The sequence below is a fragment of the Candidatus Protochlamydia phocaeensis genome, from assembly GCF_001545115.1.
GTDB classification, from domain to species: domain Bacteria; phylum Chlamydiota; class Chlamydiia; order Chlamydiales; family Parachlamydiaceae; genus Protochlamydia_A; species Protochlamydia_A phocaeensis.
This window is the reverse complement of the sequence record NZ_FCNU01000022.1, coordinates 153,061-169,817: the sequence shown is the minus strand read 5'-3', so window position 1 is coordinate 169,817 and position 16,757 is coordinate 153,061. Positions and strand designations below refer to the sequence as shown.

12 protein-coding genes are annotated in these 16,757 nt (G+C 44.4%); 4 read left to right on the top strand and 8 right to left on the bottom strand.

The genetic code is table 11. The features are described from left to right. Positions 1-37: 37 nt before the first annotated feature. From BN3769_RS08165 to BN3769_RS08145, 5 genes are all read right to left on the bottom strand, one after another. Positions 38-571: a shikimate kinase gene (locus BN3769_RS08165; protein ID WP_068469413.1), complete on the bottom strand. Its 534-nt coding sequence runs from the start codon at positions 569-571 to the stop codon at positions 38-40. Between the two features lie 5 nt (positions 572-576). Next, complete coding sequence (locus tag BN3769_RS08160; RefSeq protein ID WP_068469411.1) at positions 577-1,197, bottom strand: hypothetical protein; 621 nt, start codon at positions 1,195-1,197, stop codon at positions 577-579. 281 nt (positions 1,198-1,478) lie between these two features. Next, positions 1,479-3,155: a diphosphate--fructose-6-phosphate 1-phosphotransferase gene (locus BN3769_RS08155; protein WP_068469409.1), complete on the bottom strand. Its 1,677-nt coding sequence runs from the start codon at positions 3,153-3,155 to the stop codon at positions 1,479-1,481. A gap of 8 nt (positions 3,156-3,163) precedes the next feature. Then, the gene (locus BN3769_RS08150; RefSeq protein WP_068469407.1) at positions 3,164-3,964 is read right to left on the bottom strand and encodes an alpha/beta hydrolase; all 801 of its coding nucleotides are present in this window, start codon (positions 3,962-3,964) and stop codon (positions 3,164-3,166) included. A 43-nt stretch (positions 3,965-4,007) separates the two neighbouring features. Beyond that, on the bottom strand, positions 4,008-5,399 hold the full coding sequence (locus BN3769_RS08145; protein WP_068469405.1) for an L-serine ammonia-lyase: 1,392 nt from the start codon (positions 5,397-5,399) through the stop codon (positions 4,008-4,010). An 888-nt stretch (positions 5,400-6,287) separates the two neighbouring features. Between BN3769_RS08145 and BN3769_RS08140 the strand changes: the two genes are divergently transcribed. Then, positions 6,288-7,430, top strand: coding sequence for a pyridoxal phosphate-dependent aminotransferase (locus BN3769_RS08140; RefSeq protein WP_068469403.1), 1,143 nt, complete (start codon positions 6,288-6,290; stop codon positions 7,428-7,430). A 228-nt stretch (positions 7,431-7,658) separates the two neighbouring features. Continuing rightward, complete coding sequence (locus BN3769_RS08135) at positions 7,659-8,861, top strand: glutathione-independent formaldehyde dehydrogenase (protein ID WP_068469400.1); 1,203 nt, start codon at positions 7,659-7,661, stop codon at positions 8,859-8,861. Between the two features lie 117 nt (positions 8,862-8,978). Here the strand turns inward: BN3769_RS08135 and BN3769_RS08130 are convergent, their stop codons facing one another. Genes BN3769_RS08130 through BN3769_RS08120 form a run of 3 tightly spaced genes read right to left on the bottom strand, consistent with a single transcriptional unit; the run spans position 8,979 to position 12,017 of the window. Then, positions 8,979-10,088, bottom strand: a complete 1,110-nt coding sequence (locus BN3769_RS08130) for a glucose 1-dehydrogenase (RefSeq protein WP_068469398.1) — start codon at positions 10,086-10,088, stop codon at positions 8,979-8,981. After that, positions 10,085-11,095 (bottom strand): phosphogluconate dehydrogenase (NAD(+)-dependent, decarboxylating), encoded by a 1,011-nt coding sequence (gnd, locus tag BN3769_RS08125; protein ID WP_068469396.1) that lies wholly within the window; start codon positions 11,093-11,095, stop codon positions 10,085-10,087. Before gnd ends, BN3769_RS08130 begins: the two co-directional genes overlap by 4 nt. 31 nt (positions 11,096-11,126) lie before the next feature. Further along, positions 11,127-12,017: an SMP-30/gluconolactonase/LRE family protein gene (locus BN3769_RS08120; RefSeq protein WP_068469394.1), complete on the bottom strand. Its 891-nt coding sequence runs from the start codon at positions 12,015-12,017 to the stop codon at positions 11,127-11,129. Positions 12,018-12,246: 229 nt separating this feature from the next. On the opposite strand from BN3769_RS08120, the gene BN3769_RS08115 reads away from it, so the two are divergent. Next, positions 12,247-14,925 carry an MGH1-like glycoside hydrolase domain-containing protein gene (locus tag BN3769_RS08115; protein ID WP_068469392.1) on the top strand — a complete coding sequence of 893 codons (2,679 nt, stop codon included), beginning with the start codon at positions 12,247-12,249 and terminating at the stop codon, positions 14,923-14,925. 189 nt (positions 14,926-15,114) lie between these two features. Next, the gene (locus BN3769_RS08110) at positions 15,115-16,698 is read left to right on the top strand and encodes a coiled-coil domain-containing protein (RefSeq protein WP_068469391.1); all 1,584 of its coding nucleotides are present in this window, start codon (positions 15,115-15,117) and stop codon (positions 16,696-16,698) included. The last annotated feature ends 59 nt before the right edge of the window (positions 16,699-16,757 follow it).

Here is a 16,757-nt window from a genome sequence, read left to right as displayed (position 1 = left end):
ATTTGCTCATTTTAAGCAATATTTACCGCAGAACACTTTAGACTTCTAACAATAAGCGATTTAGCTCTTGCAAACATTGCTCAACAGAAAAAGAATGGAGATCGATTATATGATCTGCCCATTTTTCATAAAGGACGGATCTTTCCCCATAAAGGCGATTAAAGGCATGCTCAGGATCTTCTGTTTGTAAAAAGGCAGGAAGAGCGGATTGGCACAAAAGACGTTCTTTTAAAACAACGGAAGGGACTTTTAGATAAATAAACCGGCTATGCTTTTTAAGCGAGAGGCAGTTTTTTTCTTGGATTAAGCTTCCTCCTCCTGTGGCAATGATCACAGGCTCAGGATGGGCTTCCAAGCTTTGGATGGCCTTGCTCTCTAAATAGCGGAAATACGCTTCTCCAAAGACCTGGAAGATTTCTCTACAAGACAAGGAAGCATGGTAGCTTTGAATGAGGGCATCTACATCGATAAACCGTTTATTTAAATGCTGTGCCAAACGGCCACCCAATATGGTCTTCCCGCTAGTCGGAAAACCAATTAAAGAAATATTAGGAGAGGATTTGTTTAGCATAGCTCTTAAGGCGTTTTCTCCTCTTCCTTCATCGCTTTGGGAAGCAAATCAAATGACTGAATAAAATGTTTATAGTCCATTTCGTCGACATCATCTTTTTTAGCCACATAGCCAAGCTGATAAACGGTCTTATTCAGTAGAAAGGCAATTCCTTGAATTTCATAATCTTGGTTGAGAAGCTTGAAATTGATAGCCGGCAAGGTTTGAAAAGTGGTGTCCGTGATATCAACTAAACGACTGTTTGGATTGCTGGTTACAAGCTCTTCAATCACACTATGCAACAACTCGTTTGCACTCACAATGGCAAAATCCGGAGGGTAAGTGATCAAGTTGATCATAAAAATGCTGCCATTCAACTTTTCGGAAACAAACATCTCATAGCGGCGTTTCTTATCTGTATTGGGGATATTGACAAATTCTTTTGCATACTGAGGGACAGCCGGTAAATCTACTTTAAATTTACCCGATTGAGGCGTAAATTGGCGCCAATCAGCAAAGGGAGGAACCGCCATTTTAGTAGAAGAAGAGCCGGGAAGGACTTTATAGGCATCTTTCATATGCGTCGCAAGATAAAGCACAGCTAACATCATTGCTAAAAATACAGTCACAATAACCGTTTTGTACATGATCGCCTCTCTTAAAGCGTGCCTTTGAATTCACTCCCTTGCTTCAGCATGAAAGCGTCGACTCCCTTAGCTCATGCTTAGCCGGACAGGCACCCTCTCTTAAAATGGATGGATTCTCTTTTATTTTTCTTTAGATTATAGCAAACCAGATGAGAAGTTTTAATACGCCTCTCAGACCGCCGCTATCTCGCGCATTGAATGAGTGTATACCTAAAAAAATAAATTGCAACAATTGAAAAGAAAGAGCGCTTCTTTTTCCCTTTTTCAGCTTACCGAGGAGGCTATTTATACGCTATCGCGCTCTTTTCATAGCTCAGGGTCAAAGGCGGTTTATCCGTTAACTCGGATGGCCCATCGAACTGGATTGGCCCAGGGCAGCAATAATCATCATTTAACAACCAATGCGCTCTTTGCTGGCAAAATTGAGCAAAAGGCGCTCCTTCAAGATCTACCAAGGCTTTTTGAATGACCGCTTTCTTTTTCCCTTCTCTTGTCTCTTGATGCAGCAAGCTGTAAATAGGAATCCCGGCCACTTCCCAATCCGAAACAGGCTGGGTCAAATTGCCGATACCGCTCATGTAGCCTGTCGCCCCATTCAAAATGAGCAAAGCGGCGGTATGGCCCAGCGCATAGCAATATTGGCAATCAAAGTTAGAAGGCAAGCCAGAGCGCCCTTCATAGCCGAAAAAAAGAGGCTGGCTGCTGAACTTCCCTTTATATTTTCCTTCTTGTTTAAGACGGTTCAATTCCTTTTCGACAAGATCGATCAACAGACGCTCGGTCTCGATTTTGGAAACTTGGACATTGCCATGCGGATCGCGGTCAAGCAAGAGCTGTTTTTGAATGGACTCCGGTAACCCCAGCAAGCAATGAGAAGAGGCTTCACTTAAATGGGATGCAATTGAATGCACGCGTTCTTTATGGTGCCGCTCCTGTTCACGTAGATGTGCAAGAGTGGGATCAGCGGCCAGCAAATGATTAAGTTCGCGAAGCATTTGCTTGAATTCGGGAATAAACTCGATCAATCCTTCAGGAATTAAAACCGCCCCATAATTCTTTCCTTGATCAGCCCTCGCAACGATCATCCGGACAATTTGCTGCACAATATCCGCCAGCGTTTGCTTCTCGCCTTCGACTTCCTCGCTAATAATAGCCAAATTGGGATGCGTCTGCAGCGCGCATTCAAGGACAATATGGGAAGCGGAGCGTCCCATTAGCTTAATAAAAAAGTAATATTTTTTCGCTGATAAGGCATCTTTCAATAAGTTGCCAATGGCTTCTGAGTAAACTTTACAAGCTGTGTCAAATCCAAAAGAGATGTCGATAAATTCATTTTTCAAATCCCCATCAATCGTTTTAGGTACCCCTACAACGCGTGTGTTCATTCCCTTTCGTTTAAAATACTCAGCCAAAAAAGCGGCATTCGTATTGGAATCGTCTCCCCCTACAATGACAAGGCCATCTAAATTCAAGGCTTTAATCGTCTTCTCGGCCGCGTCAAACTGTTCAGGCGATTCGATTTTCGTCCGGCTTGATCCCAGAAGGTCAAATCCCCCTTGATTGCGGTAAACAGCTAAAATCTCATCCGTAATGGCCAGTGTCTTATTTTTAATAATGCCATTCGGCCCATCGTAAAAGCCGATCAGTTCGCTTTGGGGATGAATTTTTTTTAAGGCATCATATAGACCGGAGATCACGTTATGCCCCCCTGGAGCTTGCCCTCCCGACAGCACAACCCCCACTCGCAAGGGATTTGAAGGCTTCTCTTGCCCTTGTTGAAATGCCAAAAAAGGCTGCGCTGCAGTCTGCGGGAATAGGTCTTTCAATGCGGATTCCCTAGGCAGGGAGGAAGAAGGGGTTTGCGGAACAGGATGCAAGGAAGTTAAATGCTTTAGAATAGATGGCAAACTCGGTTGATAGCTTAATCGATAGCGCTGCAAAGGGCTTAAAGGAGCCATAGCTAACCTCAATTAAAAAGCGTTTTCTGATACCACTCACTTGTTTCTGCGAGCAAGATTTCTTGTTCAGCAGGATCCGAAAAATCATGATCGCTTTTTGATAATAGAATAAAACGAGTATTTTCTGTTGCTTCGCGCGCTTTTTTGTAGGCATCTGTATGCTCGCTTTGCACGACGACATCCTGCGTGCCATGAACATGCAGCATGGGGATATCCTTAAGCTTTTCTAATTCGCGCTTAATGTCAATTTCGAAAAACTGATGGATAAATTCCATATTCGGCGCTTTGCTGCTGGGCAGCATTTGCATGATGTCTTTTTTGGGGATCTCTTGCTTATTGGTTTTATAGGCTTCCCATAGTTTTTTCCAAGGATCGCTTGTAAAAACAGGGGCCCATAAGGCTAGGCTTTTAATGCTTTGAAAGCGTGTGGCTGCCATGACAGCTAAGGCGCCCCCTAACGAGCGGCCTAACAAGCCGATGCGCGTCGCATCGATCTGAGGATCATTGGCCAAGTAATTTAAGCAAAGCAGCGTATCGCTTAGCTGGCTTTCAATCGTGATATCGTTGAACTCTCCTTCGCTATCCCCGGCGCCCCGATAATCGAAACGAAGCACGGCAATGCCGCGTTTGGCTAGTTCCTTGCCTAATCGGACAAATAAACGGGACTTTCCGCATTTTGTTCCTGCAAAACCCGAACAAATTAAGACAGCGGGAACTTTAGACGCATGAAGGGGCCGGTGCAGCATGGCAAAAATTTTCTCATCGCCATTCACCAAGGTAATTGATTCGCGTTCTTCAACTTTTTGCATAGAGGCCTGTTAAATTAGTCTATTGCTATTTCATGGGCTAACATTAACATTCCGGCACATTAACAGCCAGCCCGCCTTGCGAAGTTTCCTTATAAATCGCCATCATATCATGACCTGTCTGCCTCATTGTCGCAATGACTTGATCCAACGTCACTCGATGCGTGCCATCTCCATGCAGTCTAGCTAAACGCTCGGCATTAATCGCCTTTGCAGCCCCCATGGTATTGCGTTCAATGCAAGGGATCTGGACAAGCCCTTTAATGGGATCGCAAGTGAGGCCAAGATTATGCTCCATGCCAATTTCTGCGGCATTTTCCACTTGCTCATTGCTTCCACCCAATGCGGCCGCTAAGCCCGAAGCAGCCATGGAACAAGCCACTCCCACTTCTCCCATACATCCCATCTCGGCTGCAGAAATAGAAGCGCCTTCTTTATATAGAATTCCAATTGCGCCAGCAACTAATAAAAAGGTGACAATGCCGTCTTCATTCGCTCCTTTGACAAACTTCTGATAATAATGCAGCACAGCTGGAATAACGCCTGAAGCTCCATTCGTCGGCGCTGTGACGACTCTTCCGCCAGCTGCGTTTTCCTCATTAACAGCCAATGCCCACAGGCTCACCCAGTCCATGACTTCTGCCGGATCTCGCTGCTCTAAAGGCTTTTTCTCTTGCTCTTGTAAATAACGGTAGATTCCCGCCGCACGCCGCTTAACATTTAACCCGCCAGGCAGAATGCCTTCTTGCTGGCAGCCGCGCTTGACGCATTCTTGCATGATATGCCAAATATGCAAGAGTCCTTTTCGGATCTCTTCTTCCGTTCTCCAGCTCTTTTCGTTTTCCATCATCAGCTGAGCAATTGTCATTCCCTGGCGCCGGCATTGGATGAGCAGCTCTTCGGCCGTTTTAAACGGATAAGGCAAGCGGTGCGAATTTTGAAAAATTTCCTTATCTTTCATGGCTGCTTCATGATCAACAATAAATCCTCCGCCGACCGAGTAAAAAACCTGTTGGTAAAGCTCTTTGCCTCCTTGATCATAAACGGTAAAACGCATGCCATTGGGATGGTAGGGAAGCTGCTTATCATAATGGAAAATCAAATCGGCCGGCTCATCAAAAGAAATCGCATGGGTATTCAACAAGATCAATTTTTTTTGCTTACGAATAGAAGCAATGCGCGGCTCGACATCAGCCGGATCGGTCCCTTCAGGAGCATTTCCCTCAAGGCCAAGAAGAACTGCGATATCAGTAGAATGCCCTTTGCCTGTTAAAGCAAGCGAACCATAAAGTTCGGCTTTGATCCTTTTGACTGTTGGCAACAAATCTTTTTGAGAAAGATTTAAAACAAATTGCCGTGCTGCGCGCATAGGTCCTACCGTATGAGAACTAGACGGCCCTATTCCAATCGAGAAAAGATTAAATACGCTGACAGCCATGATGCTTGTCCTTGTTATTAAGTGATATATTGTTAATAAAGAAAAAGATATTAGCAAATTGACTGCATTAGTCAAAGAAAAAGAATAAATCTGAAATAAATAAAAACTGAGAATACAAAAAATTTATTTTAACTAGGGGGTTGATGACATAGCAAAAAAAAGACCTGTCCTCAAACTTTTTATATTGTTAAAGAGAAAATTCAGATTAATTACATTACGCGATCCTTTTCACTCTTTCATTTTACTATTAAATAACTACAAAATCAAATCAATCTCTATTTTAAGATTAGACTAGTTTAAGATTAGACTAGCCTCAAGTGTACCTTTTAATTTTAAGGGGCGATCCCGCATTCCCATGCACTGCCGCTTACTTTTATGCTAAACGGCAAACTGAATATTTTATCTTAAGTCTTGTTTTCATACGCCTCTTCATTTAAAATGAGAATGCTTTAAAAGACTGTCGTCGAATTGCTAATCGTCTATATTCAAGTTAGTTTTCTCGATCTAGATCATTAGCGGTTTAACGTCCCTCTAAACTTTGGCAACATTAAACAAGCAATTCTATGCGTAATAGTTATTTAAATAAATCCTTTCAATCGGAATGCTCGTTGCATTCGCGATCCCTTAAGTTGTCCCTCCCTTACTCATTCCCCTCTTTTGCAGCAGCCCCTGCGGCAGCCCGTTGGGCTACATATTCTATTTAATCTTCTTTTTTCCTTTTCACCTTCTTTTTCAATAGATTTGATTGAACTTTCTTTTCAACTCGCTAGTTCCGCGGTTTTAAAAGGGTGTTAAATCAATTGAAAAAAAGCAGCTTACTTGGCGCAATCTCGAGGCCATTTAACTCATTTAATAAATTAAAAAACAATTTGATTAGTTTAGGTTTTTATGCTGCATTTAGAACTTCCCAAATATAAAATGATTGAACAAATTTCAAAAACAAGCCCGGAATACATCTCTTTTTCACAAGGAGCTGTCAAAGTAGGCGGCACGCCGGCTGAGATTAAAGCGCATGTTGCTTCCCTTTTAGAAACTGATTGCTGTGATTATTATCAATCTGTGGCGGGGCTTTATCCGTTGCGAGAAAAAATTGCGCAGAGGTTGACAGAGAAGTTCGGCCCTCTTTTTACACCGGAGCATATCCTGGTCACCCATGGATCAATTGGAGGCATTACCGCGCTTTGCTTATCTCTGTTAAAAGAAGGCGATGAAGTCCTTCTTCCGGAACCCACTTACCCTAGCTATCGCAACATTATTTTATTTTCTAAAGGCCAACCGATCTTCACGCCCGCTTTTTTTGAGGACAAGGAGGGATGGATGCTTAATCTTGACGCTCTAGAGCATGCACGAACTTCGCGCACTAAGATGCTAATTCTTCCCAATCCTTCCAATCCTTGCGGTTTCTGCCTGTCCACTCAAGACTTGTTACAACTCAAAGCTTGGGGAGAAGCCCATGGTATTTATGTGGTCATTGACGAAGTCTATGACAATTACATTTTTGAGGCCCAATTCGCCTCAAGCACGCCTTTTGTATTAGAATCGAATTACCTTATACGGACAGGCTCTTTTTCCAAAGACTTTGCGATGAGCGGATGGCGCATTGGATTTGTGGTGGGCTCGCCTCTCCTCATTACTCATTTAATTAACATACAAGATGGAACCTTGGGTTGTCCAAGCGTCGTTGGCCAGCAAGCCGCCCTCTATGCCTTAGCCCATCCCCATTTGATAGCGAGGCAGACAGCAGCTGTTAAAACCAGCCGCGATCTGGCTTGCAGTCTTCTCACCCCCTTAGTGGAGCAGGGAATTTTTTCCTATACAAAGCCTAAAGCCGGCATTTTTCTCTTTTTAAAAACGAAAGAATTAAATACTGAAGAATTGGTCATGAGGCTTTTAAATCAGTGCAAAGTCGCTTTAGTCCCCGGAACAGATTTCGGAAATAGCGCCTCTTCCTATATTCGTTTATGCTACGCAAGGGAAGAACCTCTCATTGAGGAAGGCATGCGCCGCCTCTGCCGCTTCTTTGGCGGCTGAAATGAAGGGGAAGAGTCCGAGACGCTTCCCCTTTTCTTCTCAAAAATTACCGATTCGCTTATAAGGAAATTATTCTATCCATTACCCTATAGACTGTCGTCGAATCGCCACCTTGCTTCCAATAGAACTTAAATCAGCCATTCAAGCCTTTGCCAATCCCAAAGAATCAAATTAGAAAGAGTATGCCTATTCATTTTTCTAAAAATTTTTCATTTTAAGGAGGCCTCTATGAAAGCAATGGTCTTTAAAGATAAAAATCAAGTAGCTGTGGAAGAAGTAGAAAATCCTCACTTGACAAACCCTAGGGATGCCATTTTGCGGGTCACATCAAGCGCGATTTGCGGAAGCGATTTGCATATGTATGATGGCCGCACCGATATGGAAAAGAATTCAACGTTTGGCCATGAGATCATGGGAGTGATTGAAGAGATCGGCGAAGCAGTGACTTCCATTAAAGCCGGCGACCGCGTTGTTCTTCCCTTTAACATTTCTTGCGGTTTTTGCTTTAACTGTGTCAGAGGATTTACCAGCGCTTGTCTGACAACTAATCCAGATGGGGTGGGGGCTGCTTATGGCTATGCCGACATGGGTCCATACAAGGGGGGACAAGCAGAATTTGTCCGCGTCCCTTTTGCGGATTTCAATTGCCTAAAGCTTCCCGGCGAACCGGGAGATGAATTAGAAAATGATTTTCTCATGCTGGCGGATATTTTTCCAACAGGCTATCACGCTTGCGAATTAGCCAATGTACAGCCAGGCAGTACCGTTGCCATTTTCGGAGGTGGCCCTGTTGGCCTATTGGCAGCTCATAGCGCTTTTATTCGGGGCGCAAGCGAAGTCTTTGTTGTGGATCAATCGGAAGAACGCTTAGGCATAGCCAGCCAGATTGGTGCCCATCCCATTAATTTTAGAGAGGGGGATCCCGCTGAGCAAATTTTCGAGATGCGCCGCAATAACCGCTTGATCATGGATTCTTTTCGTCCAGGCGAGGAAAAAATGATCGGAGTGATGTGTGGAATCGATGCAGTCGGCTACCAAGCGCGCAGCCAGAAAAATCCTGACGCGCAAGAAGATCCTACATCGATTATCCGCCAACTCGTCAAGGTGGTCAATCCTACCGGCAGCATTGGGATTGTCGGCGTTTACATGCCTCAAGATCCAGGAGGAGTGGACAGCCAAGCCAAGCAAGGCATTTTGGGCATCCCATGGGGGGAAATTTTTCATAAAGGCTTGACGATTGGAATGGGGCAGACGCCTGTCAAGAAATACAATACGTATCTACGAGATTTAATTATTGCAGGCAAAGCAAAGCCCAGCATCATTGTCTCCCATCAAATTAATATTGAAGATGTGCCCGAAGCCTATAAGAAATTTGATCAGCGTGGGATGGGAAGCGGCCAAGACTATACAAAATTTGTCGTGAAATTTTAATAAACGGCGTTTTTTCTTGTTGGACAGGCTTATCTGCTGCTTTATTCACACGGCAGATAAGTCTTATTTGGTTTAAGCCCCCTTTAAAGAAGGGATTAACTCAGGTTATTAAAACCGCTAAGAAGACGTCCAAGAAATCACCGTTTTAATTTCATCCTGGGGATGAGACAAGAGGGCATTCTCAAATTGCGCAAAGGAAAAGCGATGGGTAATGATTTGCTCAATTACTCCTGGCCATGCCTTATTTGCTTCTTCTAAATCTTTGACTCCTTGCTGCCAATGAGCCTTGGCTGCATTAACACTCCCAACTACCACTTGATTATGAAAGACCAACTCCTGCATCAAGTCGCCGCCATCAATTTGCACTTGCTGGCTTGGAGGGGTCACGCCTGTCAACACATAGGCGCCATTAACCCCTAAGATTTGCCATAGCTTAAAGTCCAATGAAGTGACTCCGGCGGCTTCCACAATGATATCCGGCGCGTCATAAAGCTTAGGAATATCAGAAACATGAACTTGCCTCACATCTAAATAGGTGCCTCCCATATTTCTTAGTAAACGGGGACGCGGGCTATCTGAGCCGACAATGTCTATTCCAATGACTTCCGCCCCCCTTAGGCGGAGCGCCATCGACGCCAAGAGGCCGACAGGGCCCATCCCCGCCACAAGCGCTATTCTTCCCTGCAAAGGGTTGGAAGCCGGCCAATCTACCAAACGATTTATCTGAATGCGAATAACATCATCAATGGCTTTTTCAATGACGGATGTGGGCTCGCACAAGACGCCAAAGGAGCGCATATGGGAAGGAATGGGAACGATAAACGCTTCTTTATCCACCACAAACTGCGCCTGATAACCATTTTTTCCTTTGATTCCCCGTTCCGTATACTCTCCCGTATAGCACAGGTCCGAGCGTCCTTTTTTACAAGACGAACAATGATTGCATCCGCGGCGAACGGTGAAAGTAGCAAAGTCGCCGGGCTTAACGGATTTAACGGAAGAACCGATCTCTACGACTTCGCCTATCATTTCATGCCCAATAATTAGCTCTTGGCTATCAGGAGGCGGCAGCGCCCGTCCGGCGCCTTTTACCTCATCCCGATCAGTCCCGCAAATGCCCACTTCATGGACACGCAGTTTGATCTCATCCGGGTTTTGAATGGCAGGCTCCGGACGATCTTCCAGTTGAAGCTTGCCCGTCGCCGTATTTAAAACAAGCGCTTTCATTTAACCTTTGCCTCTTTAGGTTCTGCCTGCTGCCTATTCTTGAGTGCAAAACGGTAAATGGCTCCTACCCTTCCTTCTCTTCTTTCGCGGACAATACCTGGATCAGCCCCAAAAGGATGGCCGCCAAAGCCATGCCGCATCATGGCAATTGCCCTTGCCCAGTTCTTTGTTTTATCACGAGAAGCAAAGAGCTCCATTACCGATTGACTGATCACCGGAATAGGCACTTCCATTTGAATGGCATCGCTCACCAGCCAGTTGACTTCGCCTGTATCTTCTATATAAGGAGGAATATTTGCCAACCCGCCTTCTTGCCGGTACGCTTCTTCCATTAGATCGACCAGCCATGAGCGGATGACAGATCCATACCGCCAGCAACGGAGCACGTCGTCAATTTTCAACTTTACGGGAAAATGCTCAAGAAGATCGATTCCTTCTCCGATTGCTTGGAGCATGCCGAATTCGATGCCATTATGCACTAACTTGGTAAAATGGCCCGCGCCAGGAGGGCCGGCATGGACATAACCGCCCTGCACAGCCAGCTGGAGCAAAATAGGTTCAATTTGGGCAACAACCTCATCGTCTCCGCCCGCCATGAAGCAAGCGCCTTCACGTGCACCTGACACGCCTCCGCTTGTTCCCAAATCAATAAAGCGAAATCCCTTTTGAGCAAGCTTATCATGCCGGCGAATGGAATCCCCCCAATAGGAATTCCCCCCGTCAATTAAAATATCTCCGGGATCGAGGCATCCCATCAATTGATCCAGCATTTCATCAACAGCCGGCCCCGCTGGAATATATAAGAACACTTTGCGCGGTGGCTTTAGATGCTGCTTAATCTCTTGGATAGAACGGCAATTCACAAGTCCTGCCCGAATCAAATCCTCAGAAGCCCCTCCCAAGGTATATCCAACCACTCGTATGCCTTTATCCATGGCATTTCTGGCCAAATTGGCTCCCATTTTTCCCAATCCGATAATGGCTAACTCAAGCTGATGATTTTGCATAGGCTTCTTCCACCCTCGCTTAATAATTATTTTATGCGTCTTTATAATGTGCTTCCGGCAATCCCTTTACCTCTGTCCGGACAGCAAATAGGCTGCCGGATAACGGATATTGCTCAATCTCTTCTCTAGACATATTTTCTCTGGCTGTTGTCATGAATAGAATATCTAGGTTTTCCCCTCCAAACGCACAGCTAGTGGGACGCGGAACCGGCAAGGTGATGACGCGTTCTTTTACGCCTTCCGGACTATAGCGGACAATTTTTCCCCTGCCGTAATGAGCGCTCCAAACATATCCCTCTTGATCGACTGTCAATCCATCAGGCCCTCCCACAGGAAAGTCATTTGCATCCAATTGAACAAAGACACGGCGGTTGGTAATGGATCCCGTTTCAGGATTAAAGTCGTATGCAAAAATGGCGTAGCGTTTCGTCTCTGTAAAGTACATGGTGCGATTATCCGGGCTCCAGCCCATCCCATTTGTCAGCTTCACATGATCTTGCATCCCTGTTAACGAGCGATCCCGATTCAGGCGATAAAGATTGCCCGTGTCCTTCTGCGGCTCAACCAGATTCATTGTTCCGCACCAAAAGCGCCCTTGCCGATCGCACTTGCCATCATTGAAGCGATTATCAGGTCTATCTTTTTCCGGTTCGCTGATCATGTCCAGCTTACCGCTTTGCCGGTCTAATAGACCAATCCCATGGGCAAGCGCTAAAACAAATTTTCCGCTCTCGCAAAAGGCAAAGGCTGTCACCAATTGAGGCAAAGTAGCAACCACTTGATTTTGATCCGTTTGAGGATCAAAACAAAAAATCCGACATCTTAAAATATCTACCCAATACAATTTCTGATCGCTAGACGACCAGACCGGCGATTCGCCTAATATCGCCTCTGTTTTTAAGACACACTTAAGTTCTTCCATACGTAATCAAGAGTAGATGTTCGCCTAATCTTTGAGGCTTTTTATCAAGAAAAAGCCCCTTCAATGCGTCAAACCAAACAAAAGAGGGGCTAGCAATACTAATAATTGAATTTGAATGTTTTGGGAGAAAAAGATAAAGGAGGGCATCTTAAGCTTTCCCTTAACTTCTAATTTTCTTTATTAAATAAGGAAGATGGGGATTTTATAAAATATTTATTTTAAGGAAATCATGGATACAGCCGAGCATCAACGCCTAAACAGCTCCCATAAAGAGGTTTATCCTCTTTGGAAAAAATGGGGACCTTATGTCGCTGAAAGAGCCTGGGGAACGGTCCGCGAAGATTACAGTTCCAATGGCGATGCATGGAACTATTTCCCTCATGATTTAGCCCGCTCTAAAGCCTATCGTTGGGGAGAAGACGGGCTAGCCGGCTTTAGCGACACCTATCAGACAACCATTTTCTCAGTTGCTCTATGGAATGAGAAAGATCCCATTTTGAAGGAGCGTCTCTTTGGACTCAGCCACCTCGAAGGCAATCATGGCGAAGATGTAAAGGAGGCTTATTTTTATCTAGATTCCACGCCAACGCATTCTTATATGAAATATTTATATAAGTATCCGCAAGAGGAATTCCCCTATGAAAAACTTGTGCAAGAAAACCATCAACGAACCTTGCAAGATCCCGAATATGAGATTTACGATACAGGGGTTTTTGATCAGGGACGGTATTTTGATGTGTTTATCGAATATGTAAAAGCTTCGCCTGAAGATATTTGCATACGCATTCAGGCCTATAACCGCGGCCCAGAATCCGCCCGCCTGCACCTCATCCCTCAATTATGGTTCCGCAATACCTGGTCTTGGACTCCTCCCTATGCCCCTACTCCTCGTATGAAGAAGAATGATAAACAGCCTGAACAATGCAGCTTATGGATAGATCCCACGGCACTTCCTTTACCTGAATGGATTCCTCCTGCTTATCGTCCCGCTCCTTTTTATGCCTATGCCGATCCTGAAGCCTCTCTTTTATTTACCAATAATGAGACCAATACGGAAAAAGTAGAGAATAAACCCAATCGCACACCTTATGTGAAAGACGCCTTTCATCGCTGGATTATTCAAGGGGACCCTTGCATTCATCAAGAAGAAGGAACAAAAGCGGGATTTCATTATGCAAGCAAAGAAATCGCCCCTCAAAGCTCTTTCACCGTGCGCATCAGGCTGACTCCTCAGTTGCTTGAAGATCCCTTTGAAGAGTTCAATGCCATTTTTGAGCAGCGCCGGCAAGAAGCCGATGCCTTTTACGAAGCCGTGCATGCTCCAGGCCTATCAGCGGAAGACAAGCTCATTCAAAGGCAAGCCCTGGCCGGCATGCTCTGGAACAAGCAGCTCTATTTTTATAATGTGGCCAAATGGCTTGAGGGGGATGACCCAAGCCAACCGCCTCCTTCAGGTCATGAGGACAGCCGCAATGTCCATTGGACGCATTTATTTTCTTATAACGTCATCTCCATGCCGGATAAATGGGAATACCCCTGGTTTGCGGCTTGGGATCTATCCTTTCACACCATTGCTTTAGCTCTAGTAGATTTAGACTTTGCTAAAGAGCAACTGCACTTGCTGCTGACCCATCAGTTTCAGCATCCGAATGGGCAAATTCCTGCCTATGAGTGGGAATTTTCCGATTGCAATCCTCCCGTCCAGGCATGGGCCTTATGGCAGCTTTACAAATTTGAAGAGGAGAAAAAAGGACAAGGCGACAGAGACTTCTTGGAGATTTGTTTCTTAAAATTAACGAACAACTTTGCATGGTGGGTGAATAAAGTTGATCGCTATGGCAATAACTTCTTTGAAGGAGGGTTTCTAGGCTTAGATAACATTTCTGTCATTGATCGCAGCCAGACACTGCCGGATGGAGGCTATATTGAGCAATCAGACGGAACGGGATGGATGGGATTTTTTTCTTTGCTTTTGACCAAAATCGCCTTAGAGCTTGCAAAGGGAAACCCTATCTTTCAAGGAATTGCAACAACCTACTTTGAACATTTCGTCTATATTGTCGGAGCCATGCAGCCGATCGATCCGAACTTATTCAATATGTGGGATGAAAAAGACGGGTTCTTCTATGATGTCATTTCTTATCCCAATGGTAAATGGCAGCCCTTAAAAGTCCGCTCCTTCGTCGGCATTATCCCTTTTTTCTGCTTAGATTTTCTGGATGAGGATGAAATCGATCAATATCCGCATTTCAAGGAGAACTTTCAACTTTTCATGGCTAATAATGCCCCGCTTATAAAACGCTGTTTGACCATTCTCGAGTATCAAGGCAAGAAGCGCTATTTATTCTCGCTCATGAATATCGAACAGATGCAGCGCTTGCTTAGTTATTTGTGGAATGAAAATGAATTTAAATCTCCGCATGGCATCCGCAGCCTCTCTAAATACCACAAAGATCACCCTTTTCATTTTAATGGAACAGATGTCGACTATGAACCGGGAGAGGCGACGACTGTTATTAAAGGAGGAAATTCCAACTGGCGGGGACCTGTCTGGTTTCCACCCAATATTCTTATTTTAAGCTCGCTCTATCGCTTGCATCAAGCAATTGGCGAAACCATTCTCATTCAAACAGATCATTCTGCGTCCCTGACTCCTTTACAAATGGCCGAATTCATTCGCCATGCCCTCATCAACATTTTTCGCAGAAACGGACACGGCCAAAGGCCTGTTTATGGTAACCGCCGCTTCTTTGAAGAAGACCCTTATTGGAAAGATCTCCTGCTATTTTATGAATACTACCATGGCGAGACGGGAGCGGGCTTAGGCGCGTCCCATCAAACTGGATGGAGCGGACTTGTTGCCAATCTGATTAGCCGATGGTTTTTATCAGAGATAAAAAACAAATAATGGCCGCAACTTGCCAACAATAAAAATTCCATTATTACAATGGAAAAATTATTATTTTAACTGTACAGTAAAAGGAAAAGAAACACTGTTATAGTTTTTTAACTTCATCTGCATAAGCCATCTCATTTTAACATCGAGTAATTGCATAAAAGTACTTTTTGATTCCTTTATTACCTATTAGGAGAATATATGTATGGTGTCGGCCTCTCCCCTGTGGGTGGAGAAAAGCAAGATTTCCCCCCATTACCCCAGCCTATCAGCCAAGCGTTTGGCCGCACGATCACACCCAACCCACTCGCTCAATCTGCTGAAGATGGATCTAAGATGGCCATGTCTTTAATAGATTCTACTCTAACCCCTTCTCCTAGTTTGGAAAAGTATACCGTTGTCCTACAACAAGAAAATCGACTCCTCACAACAATAGTCGATAGCTTAGTCAAAGAGCAAGAAGGCATAAAACTTCAGTTCCAAACGCTGGATGAAAATACGGCACAACTTAAATCTTCCACTCAAAAAAATCATCAACGCTCTAAAGAGCTGGAAAAAGAAGTCGAACAGCTTGCTTCTCAAACCCATCATTTAGGCGATAATTATGAGCAGTTAAACCAGCATTGCCAGAATTTAGAAAAACAATTTAGCGGATTACATGATACCACAAAGGAATTGGATACTCAATCGAGCGAATTAGCAGAACAATATCAAAGGCTAGGCAAGACGTTTGATGCACTTGAAAAAAACACGGGCGAATTAAAAGTCCAAACAACAGTTTTAAGCAAAGAGCAGCGGGAATTAGAAGAGGGCCTTCGAAAACTAGGAGAACAGACGGACGGCCTTCACCATCAATCTAGCGAACTCAAAGAAAAATATGAGACAATGGAAGAAGCATTTAGCGATTTGAACGAGAAAAACCATCAATTAAAGGCTCAGTCGGATGGAATCAAAGACGGCTATCAAGAACTAGACGATAAATTTCATCATCTCCAGGAACAAACCAGCGAATTAAAAGAGCATACAGCCCGCCTGGATGGCGATTGCCAAGCCTTAGAAGATAAATTCCATCAACTCAACACGCAAACTAGTACCCTCAAAGAAGATTCTGAGCATTTAGGACAGGATTATCAAGCATTAAAAGGTACCTTTCATGGTTTGGAAGAGCAAACTGGCTCTTTAAAAACACGATCGGAGCACTTAACAGAAGAATATAAAGGGTTGGAAAATCAATTCGGAGAATTGGGACAGCAAACAAACGCCCTTGGCACCCGCTCGCATGAATTGGAAGATGAATATACGGAACTGGATGGGCGTTTTAATCAATTAGACAGTCGAACCACACGTCTAAAAGAGCGTTGCGAACATCTTGTCGAAGCTTATGACACGCTTGAAGGAAGATTTGAAACGCTTGCAGCCAAGAATGAAGAGCTTCAAGCGACATTTAGAGGATTCGAAATCAGTGTGGAAAGAGAAAAATTCATCCAATCCGATACAGCTATTAGCTATACGGCCACCGGGCTAATCTCAGGAGCGACTCTCTTTATTGGCCTAGCCGCCTCCGCCTCCATTGCGACAATTGCTTTTGCCACCTTATTCATTGGAGGCATCTATTTGGTTTTTTGCCGCTTAAATCAGTATTTGCGCCGAAAAGAATTGCAGCATTATGAACAAGACTATCGCTCTTTGCATCCAAATGAAGAAGATAGGAACGTGTTTAACTATGCGAAAGCTAGCTATCAAAACAAGCGAAAAAACATTTTCTTGCGCGTATTTATGCCATAAAGAGCTGGCAAGCCTTTCTTTTGGCACATGCAAGAATAAAAAAATTAATGTTGTCTTTC